The sequence below is a fragment of the Vibrio sp. 10N.286.51.C3 genome (assembly GCF_003050065.1).
GTDB lineage: Bacteria > Pseudomonadota > Gammaproteobacteria > Enterobacterales > Vibrionaceae > Vibrio > Vibrio crassostreae.
This window is the reverse complement of sequence record NZ_PIGC01000005.1, coordinates 173,291-199,731: the sequence shown is the minus strand read 5'-3', so window position 1 is coordinate 199,731 and position 26,441 is coordinate 173,291. Positions and strand designations below refer to the sequence as shown.

General features: G+C 44.9%; 24 protein-coding genes. 10 read left to right on the top strand and 14 right to left on the bottom strand.

All coding sequences use genetic code 11. The features are described from left to right. Positions 1-36: 36 nt before the first annotated feature. Together cls and CWO27_RS07450 are read left to right on the top strand one after the other, a co-directional pair. On the top strand, positions 37-1,491 hold the full coding sequence (gene cls, locus CWO27_RS07455) for a cardiolipin synthase (RefSeq protein WP_048658340.1): 1,455 nt from the start codon (positions 37-39) through the stop codon (positions 1,489-1,491). A 181-nt stretch (positions 1,492-1,672) separates the two neighbouring features. Further along, positions 1,673-2,857, top strand: a complete 1,185-nt coding sequence (locus CWO27_RS07450; protein WP_107898767.1) for a cystathionine beta-lyase — start codon at positions 1,673-1,675, stop codon at positions 2,855-2,857. A gap of 111 nt (positions 2,858-2,968) precedes the next feature. On the opposite strand, the gene CWO27_RS07445 is transcribed toward CWO27_RS07450, so the two are convergent. The 9 genes from CWO27_RS07445 to pspA all read right to left on the bottom strand — a co-directional run bounded on the left by CWO27_RS07445 (position 2,969) and on the right by pspA (position 11,720). Then, entirely contained in the window at positions 2,969-3,439 is a 471-nt protein-coding gene (locus CWO27_RS07445; RefSeq protein WP_055320152.1) for a hypothetical protein, read from the bottom strand. Beyond that, a complete protein-coding gene (locus CWO27_RS07440) occupies positions 3,430-4,287 on the bottom strand; it encodes a winged helix-turn-helix domain-containing protein (protein ID WP_107898766.1) in 858 nt (285 codons plus the stop codon). Before CWO27_RS07440 ends, CWO27_RS07445 begins: the two co-directional genes overlap by 10 nt. 109 nt (positions 4,288-4,396) lie before the next feature. Then, positions 4,397-4,963 carry a DNA-3-methyladenine glycosylase I gene (locus CWO27_RS07435; protein WP_055320150.1) on the bottom strand — a complete coding sequence of 189 codons (567 nt, stop codon included), beginning with the start codon at positions 4,961-4,963 and terminating at the stop codon, positions 4,397-4,399. 76 nt (positions 4,964-5,039) lie between these two features. Next, positions 5,040-8,150, bottom strand: coding sequence for an efflux RND transporter permease subunit (locus tag CWO27_RS07430; protein ID WP_102431598.1), 3,111 nt, complete (start codon positions 8,148-8,150; stop codon positions 5,040-5,042). Then, the gene (locus tag CWO27_RS07425) at positions 8,143-9,228 is read right to left on the bottom strand and encodes an efflux RND transporter periplasmic adaptor subunit (RefSeq protein ID WP_102431597.1); all 1,086 of its coding nucleotides are present in this window, start codon (positions 9,226-9,228) and stop codon (positions 8,143-8,145) included. Before CWO27_RS07425 ends, CWO27_RS07430 begins: the two co-directional genes overlap by 8 nt. A 1-nt stretch (position 9,229) precedes the next feature. Further along, entirely contained in the window at positions 9,230-10,264 is a 1,035-nt protein-coding gene (locus tag CWO27_RS07420) for an efflux RND transporter periplasmic adaptor subunit (protein WP_055320147.1), read from the bottom strand. Between the two features lie 157 nt (positions 10,265-10,421). Continuing rightward, positions 10,422-10,808, bottom strand: coding sequence for an envelope stress response membrane protein PspC (gene pspC, locus CWO27_RS07415; protein ID WP_107898765.1), 387 nt, complete (start codon positions 10,806-10,808; stop codon positions 10,422-10,424). Further along, positions 10,801-11,034: an envelope stress response membrane protein PspB gene (gene pspB, locus CWO27_RS07410; RefSeq protein ID WP_004734605.1), complete on the bottom strand. Its 234-nt coding sequence runs from the start codon at positions 11,032-11,034 to the stop codon at positions 10,801-10,803. The genes pspC and pspB overlap by 8 nt, the downstream gene beginning before the upstream one ends. Positions 11,035-11,048: 14 nt before the next feature. Further along, entirely contained in the window at positions 11,049-11,720 is a 672-nt protein-coding gene (gene pspA / locus CWO27_RS07405; protein WP_010440091.1) for a phage shock protein PspA, read from the bottom strand. A 270-nt stretch (positions 11,721-11,990) separates the two neighbouring features. Here pspA and pspF point away from each other — a divergent pair, with 270 nt between their 5' ends. From pspF to CWO27_RS07370, 7 genes are all read left to right on the top strand, one after another. After that, on the top strand, positions 11,991-13,013 hold the full coding sequence (pspF, locus tag CWO27_RS07400; protein WP_102433192.1) for a phage shock protein operon transcriptional activator: 1,023 nt from the start codon (positions 11,991-11,993) through the stop codon (positions 13,011-13,013). A gap of 102 nt (positions 13,014-13,115) precedes the next feature. Further along, positions 13,116-14,738 carry an ABC transporter substrate-binding protein SapA gene (sapA, locus tag CWO27_RS07395; protein WP_102478598.1) on the top strand — a complete coding sequence of 541 codons (1,623 nt, stop codon included), beginning with the start codon at positions 13,116-13,118 and terminating at the stop codon, positions 14,736-14,738. Further along, the gene (locus tag CWO27_RS07390) at positions 14,738-15,700 is read left to right on the top strand and encodes an ABC transporter permease (RefSeq protein ID WP_048658331.1); all 963 of its coding nucleotides are present in this window, start codon (positions 14,738-14,740) and stop codon (positions 15,698-15,700) included. The genes sapA and CWO27_RS07390 overlap by 1 nt, the downstream gene beginning before the upstream one ends. Then, positions 15,687-16,574 carry a putrescine export ABC transporter permease SapC gene (gene sapC / locus CWO27_RS07385; protein ID WP_048658330.1) on the top strand — a complete coding sequence of 296 codons (888 nt, stop codon included), beginning with the start codon at positions 15,687-15,689 and terminating at the stop codon, positions 16,572-16,574. Before CWO27_RS07390 ends, sapC begins: the two co-directional genes overlap by 14 nt. Next, positions 16,574-17,575: a peptide ABC transporter ATP-binding protein gene (locus CWO27_RS07380; RefSeq protein ID WP_107898764.1), complete on the top strand. Its 1,002-nt coding sequence runs from the start codon at positions 16,574-16,576 to the stop codon at positions 17,573-17,575. The genes sapC and CWO27_RS07380 overlap by 1 nt, the downstream gene beginning before the upstream one ends. Continuing rightward, positions 17,572-18,354, top strand: a complete 783-nt coding sequence (locus CWO27_RS07375) for a peptide ABC transporter ATP-binding protein (protein WP_017060304.1) — start codon at positions 17,572-17,574, stop codon at positions 18,352-18,354. The genes CWO27_RS07380 and CWO27_RS07375 overlap by 4 nt, the downstream gene beginning before the upstream one ends. Positions 18,355-18,395: 41 nt before the next feature. Then, a complete protein-coding gene (locus tag CWO27_RS07370; RefSeq protein WP_102433195.1) occupies positions 18,396-19,175 on the top strand; it encodes a DUF2927 domain-containing protein in 780 nt (259 codons plus the stop codon). Positions 19,176-19,275: 100 nt separating this feature from the next. Here the strand turns inward: CWO27_RS07370 and CWO27_RS07365 are convergent, their stop codons facing one another. Continuing rightward, positions 19,276-19,665, bottom strand: coding sequence for a DUF2750 domain-containing protein (locus CWO27_RS07365; RefSeq protein ID WP_004734596.1), 390 nt, complete (start codon positions 19,663-19,665; stop codon positions 19,276-19,278). 150 nt (positions 19,666-19,815) lie between these two features. Continuing rightward, the gene (locus CWO27_RS07360; protein WP_048658327.1) at positions 19,816-20,721 is read right to left on the bottom strand and encodes a manganese-dependent inorganic pyrophosphatase; all 906 of its coding nucleotides are present in this window, start codon (positions 20,719-20,721) and stop codon (positions 19,816-19,818) included. Between the two features lie 201 nt (positions 20,722-20,922). Between CWO27_RS07360 and CWO27_RS07355 the strand changes: the two genes are divergently transcribed. Continuing rightward, a complete protein-coding gene (locus tag CWO27_RS07355; protein ID WP_102433197.1) occupies positions 20,923-22,137 on the top strand; it encodes a putative manganese transporter in 1,215 nt (404 codons plus the stop codon). Between the two features lie 251 nt (positions 22,138-22,388). On the opposite strand, the gene torA is transcribed toward CWO27_RS07355, so the two are convergent. From torA to torE, 3 genes are read right to left on the bottom strand one after another with little or no spacing between them, the layout of a single operon-like run. Continuing rightward, positions 22,389-24,851 (bottom strand): trimethylamine-N-oxide reductase TorA, encoded by a 2,463-nt coding sequence (torA, locus tag CWO27_RS07350; protein ID WP_048609404.1) that lies wholly within the window; start codon positions 24,849-24,851, stop codon positions 22,389-22,391. A gap of 24 nt (positions 24,852-24,875) precedes the next feature. Continuing rightward, positions 24,876-26,057: a pentaheme c-type cytochrome TorC gene (torC, locus tag CWO27_RS07345; RefSeq protein ID WP_004734592.1), complete on the bottom strand. Its 1,182-nt coding sequence runs from the start codon at positions 26,055-26,057 to the stop codon at positions 24,876-24,878. A 50-nt stretch (positions 26,058-26,107) separates the two neighbouring features. Then, complete coding sequence (gene torE / locus CWO27_RS07340; protein ID WP_008222628.1) at positions 26,108-26,290, bottom strand: trimethylamine N-oxide reductase system protein TorE; 183 nt, start codon at positions 26,288-26,290, stop codon at positions 26,108-26,110. Positions 26,291-26,441 lie beyond the last annotated feature (151 nt).

Here is a 26,441-nt window from a genome sequence, read left to right as displayed (position 1 = left end):
TTACTATCTAAGTGTCTCTTTTTTCGAGTATTCAATGTGGAAAAGCTCTACCATTTTTTAACTTTAGCTTCTGTCGCTTTATACTGGGTACTTGTAGCCGGTGTGACTTTCCGTGTCGTACTAAAACGACGCTCTGTCAGCGTTTCTCTCGCGTGGTTGATGGTTATCTACATTATCCCAATTGTAGGTGTCGCTTGTTACTTCCTTTTCGGAGAGCTAAACCTAGGTAGGAAGAGGGCTGAACGCGCACATCGCATGTTTACTCCATTTGGTGATTGGTTCCGAAAACTAGATGATTGCCAGCTCCACCTTCCAGGAAAGGTCGGCTCCCCTATCCACAAGATTGATGAACTTTGTAACAATCGGATGGGCATTCCTGCACTCAGCGGAAACACACTTTCACTGCAAGCTTCTCCCAATGAGATCTTACACGCAATTATCGAAGATATAGAAAATGCCCAAACCAGTATTAAGATGGTTTTCTATATTTGGCACCCTGGAGGATTAACTGATTCGGTTGCTTCCGCTCTCATTCGAGCTGCGAAACGTGGTGTGGATGTTAAAGTTTTGCTTGATTCTGCAGGTAGCCCGCGCTTTTTTAAAAGTCACTGGCGCTTAATGATGAAAGACGCCGGTGTGCAAGTTGTACAAGCATTGGAAGTAAGCCCTTGGCGTATTTTCTTACGTCGTCTAGATCTAAGACAACACCGTAAAATCATCGTGATTGATGAAACCATCGCCTACACTGGCTCAATGAACATGGTTGACCCCGCTCACTTCAAGCAAAATTCAGGTGTTGGCCAGTGGATTGATGTAATGGTACGCGTAACGGGGCCAACCGTTAATGTACTGTCGGCAATTCATGGTTGGGATTGGGAAGTGGAAACGGGCGAGCGCATCCTTCCTGATTTACCTGAATGTCCGATTGAAGAGGTAATGACGCATCACCCTGTGCAAGTCGTGCCATCTGGTCCAGGCATGCCGGAGTATTTGATCCTGCAAGTTCTAACCATTGCGATTAATCAGGCAAACCATTCTGTTCGTATCACAACACCCTACTTTGTACCGAGTGCCGATTTATTAGAAACACTCAAAATGACAGCGCAACGCGGTGTCAATGTAGAACTGGTCATCCCACACAACAACGACTCATTAATGGTTAAGTGGGCTTCGCGCGCTTTCTATACCGAGTTACTTGAAGCCGGCGTTAAGATTTACGAGTTTTACGGTGGGCTTCTTCACACCAAATCGGTAGTGATCGATGAAGAATTTTGTTTGATCGGAACGGTGAATATCGACATGCGTAGCCTATGGCTCAACTTCGAAGTGACGCTAGCCGTAGATGACGTGCACTTCACTCAGCAGCTCTCTGAACTGCAACAGTCTTATATAGAATCATCTCACCCAGTAGTACTAGAACAGTGGGAACAGAGAAACTTGCGAAATCGCTTCTTTGAAAGGTTGTTCTATTTGTTCAACCCTCTTCTGTAATACATATGATGAGTCGATTGCGGCTCATCACTTCCTCCCGTAAGTTTTTAACCTTTCACCATTGAATAAGTAAAAGGTTAAAAAGCGAAAGAAAAGCGTAAAAACTCCTGCCCCCCTCTTGCTTTGAAGGCTATTGGCATGTTTTAAATAGAAGATAACCGATTGATAAGGAATTCACAGCATGTCCGAGAACAAAACCACTAAGCTGATCACTGCAGGTCGTGATAAGAAGTGGACCAATGGTGTCGTTAACCCACCAGTACAGCGCGCTTCAACTGTCGTATTCAACTCAGTAGAAGAGAAGCGTAAAGCTACAATTAACCGCGCTAACAAAACACTTTTTTACGGACGTCGTGGAACCAATACTCATTTCGCCTTCCAAGATGCCATGGTGGAAGTGGAAGGCGGCGCAGGCTGTGCACTCTACCCTTGTGGTACGGCAGCAATCTCTAACGCCATTCTCTCTTTTGTAGAAACAGGCGACCATATTCTGATGGTCGACACCTGCTACGAACCGACTCGTGATTTCTGTGACACCATCATGAAGAAGATGGGTGTAGAAACAACTTACTACGAACCAACAATTGGTGAAGGCATCCAAGACCTTATTAAGCCAAACACTAAGGTGCTGTTTACCGAATCTCCGGGTTCTGTCACCATGGAAGTTCAAGACATTCCAACGCTCGCACGTATTGCTCATGAACATGACATCATTGTTATGTTAGACAACACTTGGGCTGCTGGTGTTAACTTCTCACCGTTTGATTTCGGTGTTGATATCTCGATTCAAGCAGCAACCAAATACATCGTTGGTCACTCTGATGTGATGCTAGGGACTGCGGTAGCCAATGAAAAATGTTGGGACCAGTTAAGAGAACAGAGCTACCTGATGGGGCAATGTGTTTCGCCAGATGACGCTTACCTCGGCCTTCGTGGTATTCGTACTCTTGATGTTCGCCTACGCCAACACGCAGAAAGCAGCTTGAAAGTGGCAAAATGGTTAGAGACTCGCCCTGAGGTTGACCACGTTCGTCACCCTGCGCTTGAATCTTGTCCTGGTCATGAGTTCTTTAAACGAGATTTTACTGGCGGGAATGGCTTGTTCTCTTTCGTGCTGAAGAACTCAAATACCAAAGCGACCACAGCGCTACTTGATGGTATGACGCACTTTAGTATGGGTTACTCATGGGGTGGTTTCGAAAGCTTGATTCTAGCGAATGAACCAAGCAGCTTTAACAGCCTAAGAACAGTAGCGAATCCGAACTTCGAAGGGACTTTGATTCGTGTTCATATCGGCTTAGAAGACGTCGATGATCTGATTGCAGACCTAGAGGCAGGATTAGAGCGTTACAACGCGCTCATTTAATTAAAATCGTTAACAGACTCAGACCAAAAAGGCAGGATATTCCTGCCTTTTTCAATTCAGCGTATCAGTAGCCTGTAATTCCAATACTGCCACAAAGTGCTTTATAAGCCGTTAACGAACGTTAAAACACGCCCAATTGAATATTTCAGTTCGATGTTCATTGAACATATACAAAGACTGATCCTTCACTGCAATAGCGTAGTCAATCGTCACCCCTTTATACTCACTGTAATCATTGTTAATAATAGGATCATGAAAAGGCGTTGCAGTTCTCACATCAATAATACTCATCGACAAACTATCCCCATCAAGGCCATAGTAACCAGAATAAAGATTTTCCATTGTAGCTTCGTTACCGTCTTTCTCAGTTATCGTCACAAACTCTCTCATACTAAAAGTTTGGTCAGACTGAAAAGTAATGCTCATTCGCTCATAAAGCGATTGATACGGTTGGAATGCCTGAGATAAAAAATCCGTTTTTAGCGTTTTACAGTGCCAGCGAGTGCCAGCCAATGCGTTCTGTTCCAGAAAAAAGCTTGCTGTAGCAATTGCCAATAGAATGAGTAAGCCAATTAGTCGCAAAAGTTACTCCTCTTTTCCATGTACTGAGTAAACGAATCAAAAGACGACTCTACATTGAAAATAGAAGCGCTATAGTTCAAAGCCTCACCACTCTTCCTTTGAATCAACATGTATAGCGTATCATCTTCGGGCTGGTCTACTGATGGGTAGATACGGACAAAAACATCAACATTGCAGTGGCTAGGTATCACATCCGTTAGCTTTTTAGTGATCGCAGGCAACGAATAAGATTCATTGTGCGCAACATGGAAAAAGTAGTGATTAGTATTGTCTGTGTAACTGCCGCGGTACTCGGCTTTATCAATAAAATAAGGCAGTGGCGTATAATAGGTTTTGAAAAGATTGAACGCCGTTACGACGACACAAATCAATGCGACTAAGTAGCCCGCTTTAATTAAGTGCGCATTACTCTTTGAATCTGAGGGTTCTAATTCAGTTGCAGCCAACACTTCTTGATCGACAGGTGAAGAGTTTAATTTAGATGCCTTCGCAGTCATTTGAGAAGGCACAGTTTCAGTTTTACTAGGTTTTATCGATTCATCGATTACAAGTGAATAACCCGTTTTACTGACCGTACGAATCGTTGCACAGCCACAAGTCACTCGCGATAGCGTTTTTCTAATCTTAGATATCACGTTAGTGAGCGCTTGCTCTGAGACAATCACATTGCCCCAGCACCTATCAAATATTAGGCCTCGTTCAACACACTCACCAGCATTTTCAAGTAAGAACAGAAACACCTTACCTTCTATCGGCGCGATAGTTTCTACGTGGCCATCGTCACGCACAAACTGCCGAAGCAAGGGATCATAACTAACATCACAGATTTGGTAGCTTTGTTGTTTCACTATCGTCTTCTAGGTTTGAATTTGGTCGCATATGATATTGAATAGTTTATAAATGACCAGTGAATTTTCCTATATTAACGCAATTATTTTTCGACGATAAATAACACCTTTATTTGTGCGGACAACCTACGATATGGTCATTAACCATGCCTGTCGCTTGCATGAACGCGTAACAGATTGTTTCCCCTACAAACTTAAAGCCTCTCTTCTTCAAAAACTTACTCATCGCTTTAGATTGCTCGGTAGAAGCGGGAACTTGAGACATCTCGGTCCATTGATTCACAATCACCTCATTATCAACAAACTGCCATAAAGCATTTGAAAGAGAGCCGAACTCTTTCTGTAATTCAAGCGTAGCTCGCGCATTGTTGTATACCGAAGCAATCTTGCCCTTGTGTTTAACGACATCGAAGTTTTCAATGATGTGCGGCACGTTGTCTTCATTCAACTCAGCTAACTTGTTTAACTCGTAATTATCGAATGCGGCACGATAGCCTTCACGCTTTTTGAGGATCGTAATCCAACTTAGACCCGCCTGAGCGCCTTCCAAGGTAATGAACTCAAACAGAACTTGGTCATCATAAACAGGCACGCCCCACTCTGCATCGTGGTACTCCCTTTCAAGCTCGTGTTTAAGCGCCCATGCGCAAGTTCTATCCGATGTATTTACTTCCATTTTTTATTCTCTTCTATCAATCGATATATAAAAATAATGCCCCATTTAGGGGCATTATTTCAAAGGTTAGTTGACATTAAGCCACTTCAATTTTATGGAATAAACGATACAGCACAGGTACTACGATTAGCGTGAGTACAGTCGCAAAGCCTAAACCAAACATGATGGTTACTGCCATTGGTTTGAAGAAGATATCCGGTAGTAGAGGGATCATACCTAGAATCGTGGTGATCGCTGCCATACATACCGGACGAACACGACTCAGTGCCGCATCAACAACCGCTACATATGGATCTTTACCTGACTTCATCTCAATCTCAATTTGATCAAGCAGTACGATACCGTTCTTCAGAAGCATCCCAGATAGACTCAGGAAGCCCAACAGCGCCATAAAGCCGAATGGTGTATTCAAGGCTAGCAAGCCTGTCGTCACCCCTATCAACGCCAATGGAACCGTTAACCAAACAATCAGAGGCTCTTTCACCGAGTTAAACAAGAACACGGTAATTAAGAACATGAACAAGTAACCAAGAGGCATGGTTGTGAACAGTGACGCCTGTGCATCTGCTGACGACTCATATTCACCACCCCATTCCAATGAGTAACCCGGAGGCATCTCAATCGCTTCAATTTGTGGTTGTAAGCGTTTCTGTAGAGTTGATGCTGTCTCTTCACCCAATAGATCAGGGTCCGCCATTACCGTCAGCATACGCTTACGGTTCTTACGGATGATCAGTGGGTCTTCCCACTCTAACTCATAACCAAGTGTTACTTGTTGCAGCGGGATGTACTCACTTAATGCCGGGCTCCAGATCTTCATACCTTCAATGTTACGAATATCAACACGCTCATCTTCAGGTAAACGAGCCACAATAGGCATCAGCGTCGTACCATCACGGTACACACCAATCGACTTACCAGAGAAAGACATCGCGAGGAAGTCATCGACATCAGACTTGGTGATGCCATAACGACGCGCTTGACTTTCGTTGAACTGAGGCTCTAACACCTTAGTTCTATCACGCCAATCATGACGAATATTAAATGCTCCAGAATCAGATCGCATGATATCCATCACTTGAGCGGCAATTGAACGTAATACTGTTGGATCAGAACCAACAATTCGCGCTTCAATCTTCGCACCACCACCAGGGCCTAATTCAATCTGCTTGAGCTTATAGTCGATCTCAGGGAACTGACCATTTACGTGCTCACGAAAGCGTTTCATCAGCCCTTCAAGCACTTCGTAGCTCTTCACACGGACCGTTATTTCGCCATACGCGCTATAACTTTTCTCTGGTGCGTAAGTCAGCATGAAACGTTGCAGGCCTTTACCCGCAGTCGTCGTGATGTGCTCAACTTCGTCCTGATCAGCCAACCAACTCTCAAGCACTTTAAGCTTGGTATTGGTCGCTCGAATATCAGTACCTTCCGGCATCCAGACGTCAACTTGGAACATCGGTGTTGTCGAGGATGGGAAGAAGGCTTGTTTTACAAAACCAAAGCCGTAAACGCTTGCGCCCAAACCAATAATCAGAACAAACATGGTTAACCAAGCACGCTTCATACAGAACTCAAGGAAGTTTTTGTAGATCACAAAAACCATCCCGTTGTATGGGTCTTTACCTTCGTTCTCTGAGTCGACCTTTTGACCTTTAAAGAACATGTCAGCAAAGAACGGCGTGAGCGAGATGGCAGTAAACCAACTCAGCATCAAAGAAATCAGTAGCACTGTGAACAAGGTGCCACAGTACTCACCTGTTGAGTCCTCGGATAAACCGATAGGAGCAAACGCAGTCACCGCAATCACCGTTGCCCCCAACAGCGGCCATTTGGTTTGGGTCACGATATCGGTGGCGGCCTGCATCCGGGTTCGCCCCTTCTGCGTGCCGATCAATATCCCTTCCACCACCACAATGGCATTATCCACCAGCATCCCCAGAGCGATAACCAACGCGCCTAATGAGATACGTTGAAGGTCAATCTTGAAGTACTGCATGAAAATAAAGGTACCGAAAACGGTCAACAACAATATCAAACCGATCAACAGACCAGAGCGTAGCCCCATGAAGAACAGCAGAACCACGATTACAATCGCAACCGCCTGCCCCAAACTCACCACAAATCCACTTACTGACTTATCTACCTCTTTGGGTTGGTTATAAACCTCAGAGATATCGATACCGATGGGCTGCTGATATTTCAGCTCGGCGAGTCTTCGGTCAAAGGCTTCACCCACCGCCACAACGTTTACACCTTGCGCAAAGGATACCCCAAGGTTGAGCGCAAGCTTGCCATTGTAGCCAATGATGTTAGTAGGTACTTCAACATAACCACGAGTTACCTCTGCCACATCTTTCAGGTAGATAAGCCCTTGAGCGCCACCTTCTGTCAGAATCAAATCACCCAGTTGCTCTACATTCTGGAACTCGCCCGTAGGGTGGATACGAATGTATTCGTCACCAATTCTCACCGCACCTGCACTGGAAACAATATTTTGAGTCGATAAAAGGTTAAATACTGTGCTTGGAGACAGACCTAATGAGCTTATCCGTTTCATCGATATCTCAATGAACACTTGCTCTTGCTGCTGGCCGGATACCGAGACTTTACTGACCCCGTCGACCAGCTCTAATTCTCGCCTTAGGTAGTCAATATAATCGAGTAACTCTTTATAACTGTAACCATCCCCCGTCACCGCCAACAAAATCCCGTAAACGTCACCGAAATCATCGATGACTTGAGGATCGTTGACGCCGGGTGGCAGTTCAACCTTAAGATCATTCACTTTTCGGCGAAGTTCATCCCAAATTTGCGGAAGATCGTCCGGGCCGTAGTTATTCTTCATCGTTACCGTTACCTGAGACAGGCCACGGCTTGAGATAGAGTTCACTTCGTCCACATAAGTAAGCTGTTGAATCGCTTTCTCTAGCGGATAGGTCACTTCCTCTTCCACTTGCTGAGGGGTAGCCCCAGGGTAAGAGGTCACTACCATTGCATCTTTGATGGTAAAGGCAGGATCTTCTAGACGACCCAAACCAAAGAATGCAGAAACACCACCAATAAGAAAGATCAGAGATAGCATCCAGCTAATGACTTTGTTACGTATAAAGTAAGAAGCAACACCTGTGATCTGATCATCACCCTGTTGATCGTCATTTTGAGGCTTGTTATTTACTTCACTCATTGTTCGTCTCCTGAGGCAATACTTCCACTGTCATCCCATCTCGCAATCGCGATACGCCTGCAACAACGACATGCTGCCCCATTTCTAATCCTTTCATGATCTGCAAAGTTTTCTGGTTTGCTTTTCCTAACACGACTTGCTGCTTCGAAACGGTATTGTCATCATTCAAAACCCAAACAAATGAGTTCGTTCGGCTCAGTTCATCGCCATCCGCATTGAACACCGCCTCAATTGGAACCAAAACACCGGCTTTCAGTTCTAAACCAATATCTCGTCCATGAGAGGTAACATCGACAGCCATACCATCAAGAATCAAATCATCTTCGGGCATCGGCAATGCCAAGGTAACCGTAAAGGTACCAGTGCTTGGGTCTGGCTCTGTCGTATACTCTTTTATGCTCGCCGGATACTCATTACCACTCGGAACTCTCACCAGAGCTTCGATAGTCTTTAGTACCGCATCATTCGGTTGATTTACATAAATGCGGTCTGGTAACTGGATAATGACTTCAACATCTTCGACGCTGTGAATATTGACAACTTGCTGACCGACTTGAATATTTTCGTATTGATCAACACTGACTCGGGAGATAATCCCATCAACAGGCGCAAGAAGCTTAGTAAAGGATAAGCGTAACTTAGCTAGCTCTAACTCGGCATACGCTATTTGGCGTTGAGCTGCAATTTCATCAAACTGAGATTTAGCCAACAGCCCTTTTTTGACCAACGGACTAGAGCGTCTATATTGGCTATTGATTACCGTATATCTCGCCTGAGCGTTATCAACATCTAATTGGTAGTCTGTAGGGTCGAGCTCGGCAATCAATTCCCCCGCTTTAACTCGCTGGCCTTCTTTGACATCAAGCTTAAAGATCTCACCCGCGACACGAAAACTGAGATGCGCTTTCTCTGCGGCATTCGCCACTGCTGGAAAGTACAGCTTGTCATTGAAATCCAAGACTGAAATTTCAATCGCTTTGACTAGGGGTGTATTGTCGACTTCTATTTGTGGCTTTTCTCCGCAAGCGGTTAGCAGAACTAAACATGACAAACCTGTCGCTAATTTAAATGCACTCATGTTATAGCCCCCTTTCCTTGATCCACTCTCGGACTTTAACGCCGGGTTCAAGACCATTAACACCAGAGGTTACGATGCGGTCTCCATCATTAAGCCCAGAGACAATGTGACGCTTTTCATCAATCACAATTGCCACATTCTCAACAATACCGTCACTGTTTACGCGCCAAACTGAAACATCGTCGCCATCGGTCATCATTGCTGAGGTTGGAATTTTCGTCGCAGCTGCTTTGGCAGAAACCAAATTTACGGTTCCCGACATACCAGGTAGGATGCCAATGTCAGTAGGTCTCTCCATTACCATGGTAACTTTATAAGAACCAGTTTTAGGATCCGCTTCGGTATCAACCTCTTGAAAAATCAGTTCATAAGCGTTGTCAGGAAACGCATCAAATACCATAGTCGAATCAGTTTCAAACCCGGATGAATAACGTGTAATTAGGCGATCAGGCAATAAAAATACGACTTTGAGGATTTGATTGGTTTGAATATTCATGACTCCTTGCTTCGCCGCTATGTATTCATGGTTTTCAGCTGGGATAATGGAGATGGTGCCATCGTATGGAGCAACAAGAGTGGTGTAGCGTAAATTAGCTTTCGCTTGATTGAGCTCTGCTCTTGCAGAGTTATGGTTCGCTTTTGCTTGGTCAAAATCTTGCTCAGAAACGACTCGGTCTTTACGCAATTTTATTGCACGTTGATATTGAACGTCAGACAACTTGAAATTCGCTCTGGCTTGTTTCTCCAACAATTGATATTCATCAGGGTCGAGCATTGCTAAAGGGTCACCTTTTTGCACGCTTTGTCCCGCTGTGACATCGATAGTTTGAAGTAATCCAGGTACACGGAAAGCTAATACCGCTTTGTCACCCGCTTCGGTAGTGGCAGGAAAAGTTCGTTCAAAAGCGTTGCTACCGACGGAGACAGTGAAAAGTTTGGCGGGTCTAGATTCAGGTTCAGGCACGGGAGGAAGCTCCTTACCACACCCAGACAACCCAGCTAAGGCCGTCAATAGGACAACGGAGGCTCTATACATTGGTGTTCATCCATATCTATAAATATTTTTATAACATAGATTAATCACATGTAACTTGCCAGTTATCGTAAGATTTATTTAGACAAAATTATTAAAAAAAATAACGGCTTGGGATAAATTTTCCTAAACCGTTATCTAATTTTTTGAGGTTTTAACACTAGATGTTCTTAAATGCGCGATCAACTTTGAAAGTGTCGGAGGTGACATAAGCTTCCATGTTGCGGACACTGGTCTCTAACTTCTGGAAATCCCCCTCTAAAGTGCCCAGCAAAGACTCTGCAGTCTGCCCTTTTTCCCAAGGCTTCTGCTTCAGCGTGTGCTCTTGCTTAGCTTTCATCTGATCGACATACTGAGGTGGTTGTTTTTCAAGCATAAATGTCAAAGCTAAATACGCTAACAAGACCAGAAAACTCCCCCCAAGCAGTGCTGCAGAGATAACTAAGATGCGAACCAGCCAAACTTCAAGGCCAAAGTAGTTCGCTAAGCCCGCACACACACCAGACAATTTGCCGTTAATTGTGTCGCGATACAGTTCTCTACTCATAGTTGCGTCTCCAGTTAGGCGACTCCGCATCCAGTATTTTTTCTAGTGTCTTCACACGATCTTGCATGGATTCCGCTTGCGCTGAAAGCTTGTGCAGACGCTGAAGATCCGTTTCTGAAAGACCGTTACTGGATTTCTTCTTGCTGCGGTAATGTAAGAATAACCATAGCGGTGCCACGAAGATCAAGAAGACAATCAGTGGGCCTGCAATTAGAAATGTTGACATAGAAAACTCCTAAATTATTTATCGCGGTTTTCAACTTGTTGCTTCAGTTTCGCTAGCTCTTTTTCAATTTCGTCTTGAGCTTGTAGCTCTGCAAACTCTTGGTCTAAAGATTTTGCGTTGCCTGTTTTTGCGTAAACGTCTGCCTCAGCTTCTAATTCATCCACTTTACGCGAGAATTGCTCAAACTTCGCCATTGCTTCGTTGGTTTTGCTTGAATGCAGATGTTTTTGAACGTCACGACGATTGCTCGCAGCATTATTGCGAATCATCAATGCTTGTTGCTTTGCACGAGTTTCTGCAATTTTAGTTTCTAGCTTGCCAATCTCACTGGTTAGCTTCTCGATGGTTTCATGAACCAATGTTTGTTCTGTATGAAGGCTCTTGATGATGTCTTCAAGTTTTTGCTTTTCAATCAGCGCTGCTCTCGCCAGATCTTCGCGTTGTTTAGTCAGTGCTAGTGTCGCTTTATTTTGCCAATCTAGAATCTGAGTTTCGATAGCTTCAACTTTACGCGCTAGCTCTTTCTTGTCTGCGATAGCTTTTGCCGAGTTAGTGCGAACTTCTACCAGCGTGTCTTCCATTTCTTGGATAATCAGGCGAATCATCTTTTCAGGATCTTCAGCCTTATCTAATAGTGCACTGATGTTTGAATTTACAATGTCTGCAAAGCGAGAAAAAATACCCATGAGGAACTCCTTAATTACAATGATGGCAAATGCGTTCTAAATCGTTGTTCGACCCTTTACTCACTTGCTCGCAAATTTACGTTTGTTATTAAACCTACCATAAGTAATCCAAGTAGCATGCCAACTTTTAAGGCATTTATTATCATGCACTTACAATGTAATGGCGATTAATCCGAACCATGCTATGATGAATTTAACCAAGTATTGGTATTTTTCACCACTACAGCCTAAATGACTTCCATCAGCGCTCAGCTAATACAAGGACCCGCTATGCAGCAGAACCTCATTGGTGAATCCCCTAGCTTTCTCTCTGTTTTGGATAAAGTTTCTCAACTAGCTCCAATCGAAAGACCCATACTGATCATTGGCGAGCGTGGTACGGGTAAAGAATTGATCGCACAAAGGCTGCATTACCTTTCAAGACGTTGGGATCAGCCTTTGATCTCGCTGAACTGTTCAACCCTCAGCGAAGGTTTGATTGATTCTGAGTTGTTTGGTCATGAATCCGGTTCTTTCACGGGCTCAAAAGGCCGTCATCAAGGCCGCTTTGAAAGGGCGGAGGGCGGCACTCTGTTTCTTGATGAGCTGGCAACAACCCCGCTTGCAGTTCAAGAAAAGTTGTTACGTGTTATTGAATACGGACAATATGAACGTGTCGGCGGACAAAAAGCTTTAAGTGCGAATGTAAGACTGGTGTGTGCGACCAATGCCGACTTGCCTGAGATGGCTTTGAAAGGCGAATTCAGGGCCGATTTACTCGATAGATTGGCGTTTGATGTGATTACTATCCCGCCGCTTCGTGAACGTAAAGAAGACATCACGTTATTGGCAGAATACTACGCAATTAAGATGTGTCGTGAATTGGAATTGGAGTTGTTTGTCGGCTTTGCTCCATCAGCCGTTGAATCGCTATTGGAGTACTCTTGGCCAGGGAATGTACGAGAGCTAAAAAACGTCATTGAGCGGGCAATCTATCAGCATGGTAAGAATCCATATCCTATTGAATCTTTGGTGTTTAACCCATTCAAACCAGCATGGAAAACAGAACAAGATTCGACGCCAGAAACTGGCAATGCTCAGTCCAACAGCCATACTTCATCTGATAGCGCTTTTTCTTTGCCGTTGGATTACAAAGCATGGCAGGAGCAGCAAGACATCAAGCTACTCAATCAAGCCTTAAAACAAAGCAAGTACAACCAGAAGCAAGCCGCTGAATTACTTGGGTTAACCTACAACCAATTACGAGGAATGGTGAGGAAGTACGCGATTGTCGGACAAGCTAACGATAAATAGCTGCCCACACTAGATTATTATTTGGAGCCGAATAAATAAAATGTTAAATTGTCCGGATCTTGAGGCTCCTCTAACGCCTCGTTTCGAAAAGTATTTCTTTTTATGAAAGCACTAATAAAACTATCACTGAGCATCTGCACGCTGAGCTTTCTAGCTGGATGTGGTGAGAGTGTGGATCACGAGCAAATCCGTGAAAAAGGCTTCATTTATTGCGGCCAAGGTAATCCTAGTACCTTCAACCCACAGCTGGTTGATAGTGGTATTACCGCAGAATCACTGAGCCCTCAAATCTTCGATACACTGCTCACTCTTGATCCGATGACTTACCGACCAAAGCAGAACTTGGCGACAAGTTGGTCTGTTGATAAATCTGGTACAGAGTACACGTTCAAACTGCGCCCAAATGTTGCGTTCCAAACTACAGACTGGTTCACCCCAACTCGTAGCATGAATGCGCAAGACGTGGTGTTTAGCTTCGAACGTGTCATTGATAGTTCAAACCCATTTCATTATGTAGGCGGTGGCCTATATCCATGGTTTGCCGGAATCGACTTCAAAAACCTGATCGTCGATATCACTGCAGTTGACGACCTAACGGTGAAATTCCAATTAAGTCGCCCAGACAATTCATTTCTCAACAATATCGCCACCAGCTATGCGGTCATTCATTCTAAAGAATATGCCAATAAGCTCATTGCTGCGGACGAGAAAAATCAAATCGATTCCAACCCGGTCGGCACTGGTCCTTTTTACTTAGACGAATACCAGATCAATGACCTAGTTCGCTTGAAAAAAAACAAGCACTACTGGAGGGGAGAAGTACAAATGGACCAAGTTGTGTTTGATACTTCACAACGTGGGACAGGCACACTTGCCAAGCTTCTCCGCAGTGAGTGTGACGTGTTGAACTCACCGATTTCTAGTCAGATCCCTATTATTCAAGCTCATGAAGAGCTGAAAATTTCTGCTACACCGGCGGTTAATGTCTCTTTCATCGCGCTGAATACTGAGCACCCTGCACTACGCGATTCTCGAGTTCGTAAAGCGCTCAACCTAGCCATCAATCGTCAGAACATTCTTGATTCTGTGTATTACGGCACAGGTACTAAGGCCTACACATTGCTTCCTCCTACGTCTTGGGCTTACCAAAAAGACAGCGTTCAAGTTCGTTATGATCGAAACTATGCAATTGCGCTTCTCAAAGAAGCTGGTGTTGAACCTGGATTAGAGCTTTCGATGTGGGTACCACTAGAGCCACGCGCATACAACCCAAGCCCAAGAAAAACCGCAGAATTGATCCAAGCAAACTTGGCCGATATTGGTATCGAGCTGAAACTCTATACCGACGATCGATTTGACCGCACACAGTTATCCTCTATTTCCTCAACAGACTTGTTGCTTACTGGCTGGATAGGCAATACGGGGGATCCAGATAACTTCTTGCGTCCACTTCTATCATGCAGCTCAGAACGCGCAGGATTAAACGTCTCTATGTGGTGTAATTCAGACTTTGATTTCCTTCTCGACTTAGCATTAGAGATCAATCAACAAAGGCACCGTGTGAACTTGTATCGACAAGCCCAAAACATTCTCAATGAAGAAGTTCCTGTGATCCCTCTCGCTCACGGCGTGCAGTTCCGCGTGCACGATCGTTCGCTAACCGGTTTTAAACAGAGCCCGTTCAATGCTCAACCTTTTGACCAAGTCAGAAGAGAGGTGCAGTGATGTTTTGGTATACATTAAGACGTGTAAACTTATTCATTATTACGTTGGGGATTCTGACGTTAGTGGGTTTCGCCCTGCTTCGATTAGACCAAACCTCACCTTGGGCGATTCAAGATTTCTGGCCCGGTTGGATCAGCTATATCACTGAATTATCGACACTAAACTTTGGTCTAAGCAAACACGGTGTACCTATCATCGATGAGTTGGCCGTTGTATTCCCTGCAACGTTAGAACTGTGCTTCTTTGCCTTTGTGCTTGCGCTGTTTATCGGCATCCCTTTCGGCACGATTGCAGGTATGAGACAAGGTAAGTTTGTCGATACGACAATATCGTTTACCTCTATGGCCGGTTACTCTGCACCTATATTTTGGGTCGCATTGTTGATGATCATGGTATTTTCTCTGCACTTTGAAATGTTCCCGGTTGGCGGTCGATACGACCTGCTTTACGAAATTGAACACGTGACTGGCTTCGCGATGATAGATGCCTTTTTTGCCGAAGGCCGTTACCGTGCACACGCACTACAAAGTGTTATCGAGCATATGGCGTTGCCTTGCCTTGTTTTAGCGCTCGCCCCAACGACTCAGGTAATCCGATTGATGAGAGCATCAGTAGCTGAAGTGATGACTCAAAACTACATCCGCGCCGCGCGAATTAAGGGTCTATCAACTAGAGAGATCATCACTCAACACGTGTTGAGAAATGCAATACCACCGATTATTCCTAAGGTCGGCGTTCAACTATCAAGTATGTTAACACTTGCTATTATTACCGAGTCTATCTTTAACTGGCCGGGTATTGGCCGCTGGTTATTGGATGCATTATCGAATCAAGATTATGTTTCAATTCAAGCAGGCGTAATTGTAGTGGCAACCTTGGTTTTGACTGCAAATATTCTGTCCGATCTACTGGGCGCGATGATCAATCCACTGGTAAGGAAGGAATGGTATGCTAACAAATAACGTCTACCAAGAAGAACAGATTCCAACCCAGTTCGAACGTTTCTGGCGCAGCTTCCGTAGCAACAATCTGGCGATGTTTGGCTTGTGGTGTTTGGTGCTTATCATTCTAGTTACCGTCACTTCACCGTGGTTAGCACCACATGATGCACAAGAGCAAACGGGACATCTTCTAACCCCTCCCTCGTGGGACCCTGCGGGTACGGTTGAATACTTTCTAGGTACTGATGACTTAGGCCGAGACATTCTTTCTCGCCTAATAATTGGCTCTCAACTTACTTTCGGCGCTGCGGTGGTGATTACCTTTATCGCAGCAGTCATTGGCTGTCTGATTGGCGTACTTGCCGGGATGACGCGTGGGTTGCTATCAAGCACGCTTAATCACCTGCTTGATACCGTGATGTCAATCCCATCTCTTCTGCTGGCGATTATCTTCGTGGCATTCCTTGGCTTTGGTGAGTTTAATATCTTGCTTGCCTTGTGCTTGGCACTGATTCCACGCTTTATTCGCTCGGTGTACATTGCCGTGCACGCTGAAGTAGAGAAGGACTACATTCTGGCATCTCGCCTTGATGGTGCGAACGATTTCTACCTACTATGGAACTCAATCCTTCCTAACATTCTTACCGTGGTCGCTCTTGAAGTGACTCTGGCACTGTCAGTTGCAATTCTTGATATCACGGCCTTAGGTTTCTTGGGGCTTGGCGCTCAAGCACCAAGTACGGAATGGGGCTCAATCTTAGGTGATTCAGTCGAGTTGATTTACCTTGCGCCATGGACAGTAACCCTACCCGGCTTAGCTATTATGTTTACAGTTATCGTGATTAACCTCGTCGGTGAAGGTGTTCGCCAAGCGCTAAATGCAGGAATCGAATAATGCCGTTACTTGATATTCGACATCTAACCATCGAAATTGAGACCCCTCAAGGGATGGTTAAAGCAGTAGATCGAATGAGTATTACCCTCAATGAAGGGGAAATTCGTGGCTTAGTAGGTGAGTCTGGCTCAGGAAAGAGCTTGGTTGCAAAGGCAATTGTCGGGGTTTGCAAAGAAAACTGGAAGGTTTCTGCAGACCGAATGCGCTTAGGTAATATCGACCTGCTGCAACTGACGCCGAAAGAAAGGCGACGAGTGATCGCACGCGATATCGCGATGATCTTCCAAGAGCCATCGACCTGTCTTGACCCTTCTGAAAAAGTAGGCAACCAACTCATTGAAGCGATTCCTTCCCACGCATTTGAAGGTCGTTGGTGGCAGCGATTTAAGTGGCGTAAGAAGCAGGCCATAGCGTTACTGCACAAAGTAGGTATCAAAGACCACTCTCGTCTAATGGACAGTTACTCTTATGAACTGACCGATGGTGAGTGTCAGAAAGTCATGATCGCAATGGCGATAGCTGCCAAACCAAAAGTCTTAATAGCGGATGAGCCAACCAACGATTTAGACCCAATTACGCAGTCTCAAATACTGCGTCTGTTGAGTCGTATGAATCAGATCAATAACACGACCATCGTGCTGATCGGCCATGACTTAACTACCATTACCCAATGGGCGACTCGTATTACCGTTATGTACTGTGGCCAATCTGTAGAATCTGCTGATACGCAGAAACTATTGGATGCACCTAAGCACCCGTACACCGTTGCTTTGCTAAAAGCGATGCCAGACTTTAACGACTGGATTCCCCACAAGGAGAAGCTACAGTCTTTACCAGGATCAATTCCGCCGTTGCAACATCTACCTATTGGTTGTCGGTTAGGCCCACGTTGCCCATACGCGCAAAGGCAATGTGTGGAGATCCCACATACTAGACGTATCAAGAACCATAAATTTAACTGTCACTTCCCTCTGAATATGGAGAAGAAAAAGAAATCATGAGTGCATTATTAGAAGTCAGTGATCTATCTAAAGACTTTACGACTCGCTCTGGTCTTTTCCGTAAGAAGATTCATCAGGCGGTGAAGCCGGTAAGCTTTTCCCTTGAAGCAGGCCAGACGATTGGTTTTATCGGTCAGAATGGCTCTGGGAAATCAACATTAGCGAGAATGCTCGCAGGCATGGTTGAACCGACTGCGGGCGAGATCCGCGTGAACGGCGAAAAGCTAGAACACAAAGACTATTCAACTCGTTGCAAGCTGATTCGAATGATCTTCCAAGATCCGAATACATCACTTAATCCACGCATTCAGATTGGTCGAATTCTTGAAGGCCCATTGAAGCGAAATACCAACATGCCACCAGAAGCCCGTATGCGCCGCGTGAAAGACACGTTATTACGCGTTGGCCTCCTTCCGGAACATGCTTACTTCTACCCTCAGATGCTTGCTGCGGGCCAGAAACAGAGGGTTTGTTTGGCTCGTGCCTTGATACTTCAGCCATCCATCATTGTCGCTGATGAAGCGTTAAATGGTTTGGACATGGCAATGCGCTCTCAAATTATTAACTTGTTCTTAGAGCTGCAAGAAGAGATGGGCGTGTCGTTCGTTTACGTATCTCAACACCTAGGTATTGTTAAGCACATCACCGACAAGATCATCGTGATGCACGAAGGCAATGTGGTTGAGAGCGGTGAAACGGATCAAGTGCTGACCAACCCAACTCACCAAATCACGCAAAGACTGGTTGAGAGTCATTTCTCCAAAGCGCCCAACCACTAAACTGGTTTAGCTTTTTCACTCGCCACTAGAGGGGGTAACGCATGCTAACAAAAGCTTCAATGCTTCCCCTCTTGCTTGCAACTCTCTCCTTTAACGCCGTAAGCACTCCTCTTACTTGGTTAGATAGAACCTTCGTTGAAACCGCGTTTTATAACGTCGCGCTGCAACACGAATATTCCCAAGGCAATAAACCACTGGCCAAATGGAAACAACCGATCAAGATTTGGATTGATCATCGAGTGGGCGATGAAGAACTGCATCAAGAACTTACCGAGCTTCATATCCAACATTTATCCGAAGTCACTCAACACCCTATAACAATCGTCAGCAAGGAATCTGAAGCGAACGTTAAATGGATATACACGAGGCAGAGCCAGTGGTTGTCAGAGGCGAAATCGGTACTGAAACTCAAATCGACTCAGCATTTAAATAACGCTATCTGCACGGCGGGTTATCGAACCAATTCTAAAAGTGAGATTGTTTACGCTGGGATTGTGATTCCCGTAGATCAGGCAAGATCGCGAGGTAAGCTAGTCGCCTGTATCGTAGAAGAGATCACACAGGTTCTAGGTCTGCCGAATGATTCAGATAAAGCCTACCCTTCTATTTTCAACGACCACACGCCAGAAGACTTGTTATCACCTCTAGATGTGGTGCTACTGCAACTACTGTATGAACCAGAATTGAAAGCTGGAATGACAGAATCGGAAGTAAAACCTATCGTTCGAAAGGTACTGAAGAGATACAGTAAAACAGGTGTGCTTCAACAAGCTTCTAAAGCCGCACAGCAAGCGCCCTTGTATCAGTTGATTGGGTATTGAACGAATATACGTTGGAAGCAAGCTTAGGTGGGATAATTGAATGATAGCGCTGCCTGAGAAAGGCAACGCTGACTTACGGTGTTACTGTATAACGAAAGAACTAGCGCTTAGCTGCCTGTTTCTTCAACTCGAAATCGAACTCATCAGGGAACAAGATAACGCCCTCTTCTTGTTCGTTCGGGAACACCACAACAGCAAGCTCGTCGTCTTCTAGACCATTCGTCCAGCGACTATGCCATTTGTTTAGCGAGATAGACTCAGCTTTACACTCAGACCAATCACCCGTTGCCCATGACTCTGCGAACTCTTGGTTTGGCCATACTGGAACACAGTCTTCATCTTCTGTGTTAAGCATTACACAACCGTGTTCATCGGTTAAGATCCATACTTCACGGTTTGCTACGATTTCTTTCACACAGTACTTCAGGCGTTGCTCGCCCGTATACTTGTTGATTTCAGCGATTTTTTTATCGTCTAGCTGTGTAGTCATCTTAATTTCCTACTTTAGTCAGTAACTTTGTTCTTAAAGCTATTTTATGCCGAGTACTTTTAACTTCAAACATTATCGATGAAGAAGAAAATCTACTTCAAAGAAAAACGCCTGCTAAAGTAGCAGGCGTTTATTATTTAAGTGACTTGATTAAACAAGCTCACCTTGTAGCCAAGGCCAGCCTTGCTTCTTACGGCTTAGTGTATTTTCCATCATCAATACGCCGTCTTTCTCGTGCTTAACTAATTTCTCAGCCCACTCACCTTTGTAAAGAAGACGAGTTTGCGCAGTAGTGATGTCAGTTAGCATTACCGCAGCAAATGCTAGACCGTCTTTCTCACAACGCTCTTCAAGATCAGCTTCTAGAGCTTCAATCATGCCGTCTACTTGCTCAAGAGTCGCAAGTTCAACTTGACCAACAACAACATCGCGACCATTGAATGGGTAGCCTTTAAGGTCTTTTTCTACTAGCTGTGCAGCAGATAGGCCTTCGATGTTTGTCTTAGCGATTAGAAGTGCTTTGATGAATGCATCAACGTCTTCTACACCTGCGATTTCAGCAAGTTCAGCAACCGCGTCTTTGTCTTTTTGAGTACATGTTGGAGATGCGAAACCAACTGTGTCTGAAAGAATTGCAGACATCATTAGCTTAGCGATTTGTTGAGAGATAGCGTGACCTTCAATCTTGAACATGTTGAAAAGTACAGTGTTTGTACAACCAACAGGCCAGATCCAAGCTTCCATTGGGTTTACTGTCATCACATCGCCTAGACGGTGGTGATCGACAATACCTACGATCTCTGCTTCAGCAACATCGTCTGGTGCTTGTGCTAGATCTGAGTAGTCTACTAGCCAGATTTTCTCACCAGCAACAGAAGTACGAAGCTCTGGTTTTTCAGCGCCAGCAACTTCTAGAATGTGTTGAGTTTCGCGGTTGATCTCGCCTTGGCGAATTGGTGTCGCTTCCTCGCCACGAGCTTTAAGAAGCTCTGTTGCAACTAACGCACTACAAATACTGTCACTATCAGGGTTTTTGTGACCAACAACTAAAATCATGTTTCTTCCTATTACACTAACAATTATGACTCTACCTTTAGAGCCTCTCTTTATTAGCCATACTTTACCTCATTTTTTTAGATTGGTCATGTTTCCTAATTTTAGCCAATAGTAACAATAGATAAAAAAACAACAAATGCAATTGATAATTATTATCATTCGTATATATTTATCTTAAGCCACTAATTTTGAGTAACACCTATGGATCGTCTAATCTCTTTTTTGCCAAGCAGTCGTGCTTCGAAAACAACTCAGTTTTCACTGTCATTTAAGCGACTGCTATTACCTATCTCACTTGCCGCTCTTGTGGCCGCTCCCGCTACACGTGAATTGACGGTGACCACTCTGTCAGACGCGTTCTGGGCAGTGTCTTGCTATGTTGCTTTAACCTTGGCGATTTACCACTGGTTAAGCCTTTACATCAATAAGGACAACGTCTTTAACAAGCTTGTACATCAGTCTCGTTCAAACCAAGTGGTATTTGCGGCACTCATGGGGGCTTTACCCGGTTGTGGCGGTGCGATTGTGGTAACCACGCAATTTATATCCGGCAAACTCGGGTTTGGTGCGGTTGTTGCGGTGCTTGTTTCCACGATGGGTGACGCAGCCTTCCTGCTGATTGCTAGCGAACCTAAAACTGGTTTAGCCATGATGGCGATGGGCGTGATTGTGGGTACTGCTTCAGGTCGAATCATTAACCTATTCCATGCCGATGACTTCTTACGTCCAAAACAGACTGAGCAAAATGAAGCCTCCAACAGCTGTGCTTCCCAATCTCAAGACAAAGAAGCGGTATCTAAAAAGGCGATCAATCTGCAAGGCTACCTATGGTCAGTCCTAATTATTCCCGGTGCAGCGGTGGCCCTACTTGGCTCTTTTCAAGTCGATGTCAACGAGCTGCTCGCTTTGCCTGAAATGTCAATGGAATGGGTGGGAACAATTTTACTGATTAGCTCAATGTTTCTGTGGGGGCTGACCCGTGAAATTGAGGATTACAAATCAGCTGTGAGTGAGGACGAAAAATGTGTAGGCTCTCATCCACTGCAAAAGACCGCTCAAGACACAAACTTTGTTACCGCTTGGGTGGTGGTTGCCTTTCTTTTCTTTGAATTTGGCTCTGTCATTGCAAATGTCGATTTTGCGACGCTATTCTCAAGCTGGGGCATCATGCTCCCCCTGGCTGGCGTGTTGATGGGTTTGCTACCGGGCTGTGGACCACAATTATTGGTCACTAGCTTATACCTTTCAGGCGCACTACCACTTTCGGCTCAGGTAGGTAACGCAATTTCAAATGATGGTGATGCACTATTTCCTGCGATTGCGATGGCACCGAAAGCAGCACTGGTCGCAACCTTGTATTCAAGTGTGCCCGCTTTAATCTGTGCTTATGGCTATTGGTTTATGTTTGAGATCTAACTTGATCAGAGCTAACTCCATAGGCTTCTGTAAGGTCGGTACTTTGTATCGGCCTTTTTGTTTCCGCGTCATTGCTTCTGTCACCTATCTCAAACAGCACGTTACAACCTATCTCAAAAATGCCCTCTATTCGCCTTGTCACAAGGCTTATTAGAAACAGCAACACAGACATCTAAAATACAAAAAGCCCCCGTAAGAGTGCTTACAGGGGCTTTAATTCAAGCTTTAATCTTAGCTTTTAAGCGAGATGCTTAAGAAACTTCGATTGGACCACCGAATGAAGTTACTGGAGGCAGTTTGCCTTGGAACTTCTCGAAGTCTACCAAACATGTGTTTGCTGACGTTGCTTGAGCAAGTTCAGACGTACCGATATCTTGAGTCAGTGTGTTTGGATCGCCGTATGTATCTAGCGCGCCCACTTTCTCGTTGATCGGACCGTACCAAGCACCTTCTTCGATACGAACAACACCAGGGGCATAGCTATCCATTAGAACAGCACCCGCTAGTAGTTGACCACGGTCGTTGAACACACGTACTACGTCACCATCTTTGATGCCTTTCTTCTTAGCATCTACTGGGTTGATGTAGATTGGCTCACGACCTTGTACCGCGTAAGTCGCACGCCACTCTTCAGATTCACACATCTGAGAGTGAAGACGCTTGTCTGGGTGACAAGATTGTAGCCAGTACGGGTGTTTGTCAGAACCTGGACCACCGTGTGAACGTTCAGATTTCTCGAACCACATTGGGTGCTCTTGACAGTGCTCGTAACCCATGTTGCCTACAGTACGGCTTGTAATTTCGATGAAACCAGAAGGTGTACCTAGAGCATTGATCTCTGGGTCTTCACGGAATGAAGCGTGACGAGTCCATGGCTTACCTTTACCGAAGTCTAGGAAACCTTTTTCCCAGAACTCAGCAAACTCAGGCATTTCGAAGCTACCTTCGTTTGAAGCACGACATTCGTCGTACAGAGATTTAACCCACTGCATTTCGTCCATACCACGCGTGTAATCGTCGTAACGACCCCAACGCTTAGTTAGGCTAGACATGATCTCGAAGTCAGTCTTAGACTGGAACAGAGGATCAACTAGTTTGTGCATCGCGATCAAACCACGGCCAGAGTACGCGCCGTAACCATCGATATCGTTACGCTCCCACTGAGTACATGCTGGAAGCACGATATCAGAGTGACGACAAGTTGCAGTCCAAGCGAAATCAACAGCCACTACAGTTTGTAGGCTCTTGAATGCTTTACGCATCTTGTTGCGATCTTGGTGGTGGTGCCACGGGTTGTTACCACTGAATACCATCATTTTGATATCAGGTAGTGTTACCGTTGAACCGTTCGCTTTGATCTTCTTACCTGGCTCTAGCAGGCTATCTACCCAACGAGCAACAGGGATTACGCGGCTGTAACCGTTGTAATCAGTGTTAGTGTGCTTAGGCGATTGACCCTGGTCGATGTTCAGCGGGAAAGAACCCGGAGCAGCGAAGCCAGTTGAAGATACACCGATACCTGAGTAGTGGTGACCGTAAGAGATACCGCCACCAGGTAGACCAATTTGGCCAACCATTGCTGCGATAACTGCACACATCCAGTAAGGCTGTTCACCGTGCTCTTGACGTTGGATACTCCAACCCACAAGAATCTGTGTACGACCGTTAACCAGCATCTTAGCGAATTCACGGATAGAGTCCGCGCTTGCACCACAGATTTCTGCAGCCCATTCTGGTGTCTTCTCAACTTTATCTTTCGTTTCACCTTGAACGTACTTGATGAAGTCTTCAAAACCTAGACAGTAAGTTTCGATGAACTTCTTGTCGTATAGATCTTCGTTGTAAAGAACGTGAGCAACACCAAGCATGAACGCCACATCAGTTTGTGGGTTGATGTACATTTGCTCGTTTTCTAGGTAACGGCCTGTTTTGTTTTTAACAGGGTCAACAGAAACAACGTTGATCTCTTTCTTAGCAACTTTTTCTTTCAGCTGTTCTAGGTATGCGAACGACTCGTGCGTCTCACATGTCCAACCTACTTGCAGGTTTTTAACTGGATCGTTACCCCAAAGAACAATGTTGTCACTGTTTTCTAGGATAAGTTCCCAAGATGTACCTTGCGCGTAAACTTCAGTCGAACCTAGCACGTAAGGCATGATCGTTTGACCAGCACCTGTTGAGTAGTCACCGATTTTCTTCACAGAGTAACCGTGAAGTGCCATTGCACGTTGCATGTGGTTAGTACAGCTGTGGAACTGACCAGTTTGTCTCCAACCAGTTTGACCGGTGTGAAGCGCCCATGGACCGTAATCTTTCTGTACGCGCTCTAGTTCACGGTAAACAAGGTCTAGTGCCTCATCCCAAGTCACACGAATAAAGCGGTTGTTACCACGCGTATCTGCGCTGTATTTATGCTTCTTCAACCAATCTAGGCGAACCATTGGGTAACGCACACGTGATGGGCTGTAGATAATACCTTTAATACCTTTCAACATCTCAGTTGGGTGTTGATCGATTTCTAGAGGTTTAATTTCTTGTACTTTACCCGCATAAACACGAGCTCGGAATGCACCCCAGTGAGAACCAGAGACTTTCCACGCGCCGTCTGTTTCTGCAGCAGACGCTGATGCCGACGCCAATAAGCTTGGACCGATAACCGATGCCGCACTTGTAGTAGCGACACCTTTCAGAAAACTTCTTCTTGTAATTGCCATTGTGTTACTCCAATTGACGTCTTATTAGTGATGGCCTTCAGAAAAATCTGATGAGTGCTTCTGTAGATACTTAAGAACAAGTGCTTCTGTATCTGTATCGAAGTTAACGAACGCAATCATACCATCTAGCATGCCTACCCAACCGTTAGCGCTGAAGTGAGCTTCATCTGGCTGTGAGTGACACGTTGAACAGTTAGATTGGTACGCTTGACCCGCTGCGTTCCAGATTGGATCGAAGTTATCAACCATAGACTCTTTCTTCATCCAAAGTGCTAGGTTAACTTCTTCCCAAGGAAGACCAGTTAGCTCATCTTCTTTCTTCTCACCAACAGTGATTACGTCACTTTGAGATACTTCTTTCGTCAAGATTGCAGTCGAGATGTTCATACCGAAGTCTTCTTGGATTACACGTCCGAAGCCTTTCGCTTTACGCCAACCGTCGATTTGAATCTTAATCATGTCGCCTTTTTCGTCGATCACTGCAACTTTACTTGCAGGGCTTAATAGACCCGCTTCAACTGTTGCTGTCTCATCCGTATACATTGGTAGGTGACGAATAGAGATTACGTCTGAACCATTTGCGTAAGATGTGCTGCTTGCTACATTTTCTAGCTCGCCAACAATACCGCTTGCTGATGCCATATCTAATGGAAGGTTGTGAGCAATACCTTTGTGACAGTCAACACAGCTTTGATCACGCTCTGCCGCGTTTTTCATCTGGATACGCGCTGTTGGGCGCATGTTTTCGAAATCCATTGAATCGTAGTTGTGGCAGTTTTTACACTCTAGAGATTTGTTCGAAGAGAAACGATCCCATTCATGTTTAGCCAATTCGATACGACGAGCTTCGAATTTCTCAGGTGTATCTAGGTCACCAAATACTTGAGCGAATACTTCTTTAGATGCTTGCATCTTACGAGCGATTTTTGCTGTCCATTCATGTGGAACGTGACAGTCAGGACAAGTCGCGCGTACACCAGAAGTGTTTTTCCAGTGAACCGTTTCTTGTAGTTCTACGTATACGTTGTCACGCATGGTGTGACAGCTTACACAGAATTCTTCTGTATTTGTGTGCTCTAGAGCTGTGTTAAAACCGCCCCAGAAAATAACACCGGCGATAAAGCCACCCATAGTTAGTACACCAAGACTGATGTGTACCGCAGGGCGAGTCATTGTGCGCCATAATTTAACTAAAAATGATTTCATGTTTAGCTCTCTTAAATATTGATTTTAAAAAATGTTGTTACTAGAGGGCATTACATGCCGCCGTGAGCACCTGGAGGTCCGAATACAAACACTTGCAGTGCCCAAACTAGGAAGCCGTAGCCGCCTACAAAAGCCACACTTAATATTGGAAAGAGAACCACCGCGATGAAGAGGAAAGACTTCCACTCCAACGAGCGTTTTTCGCCAGTTTCAATTTTATTAACATCACTCATACATTTTGCCTATTTTGTATTTAGTAATTTCGAGTAACCCATTCTATGGGGCTAAAGTTCTTAAGTATCTAACAACAAATTTTAGACCATACTCAAAGTAGGGTTCAATCAAATCTCCTGTTATAACCCTTGCTAATCAATACTTTTTTGA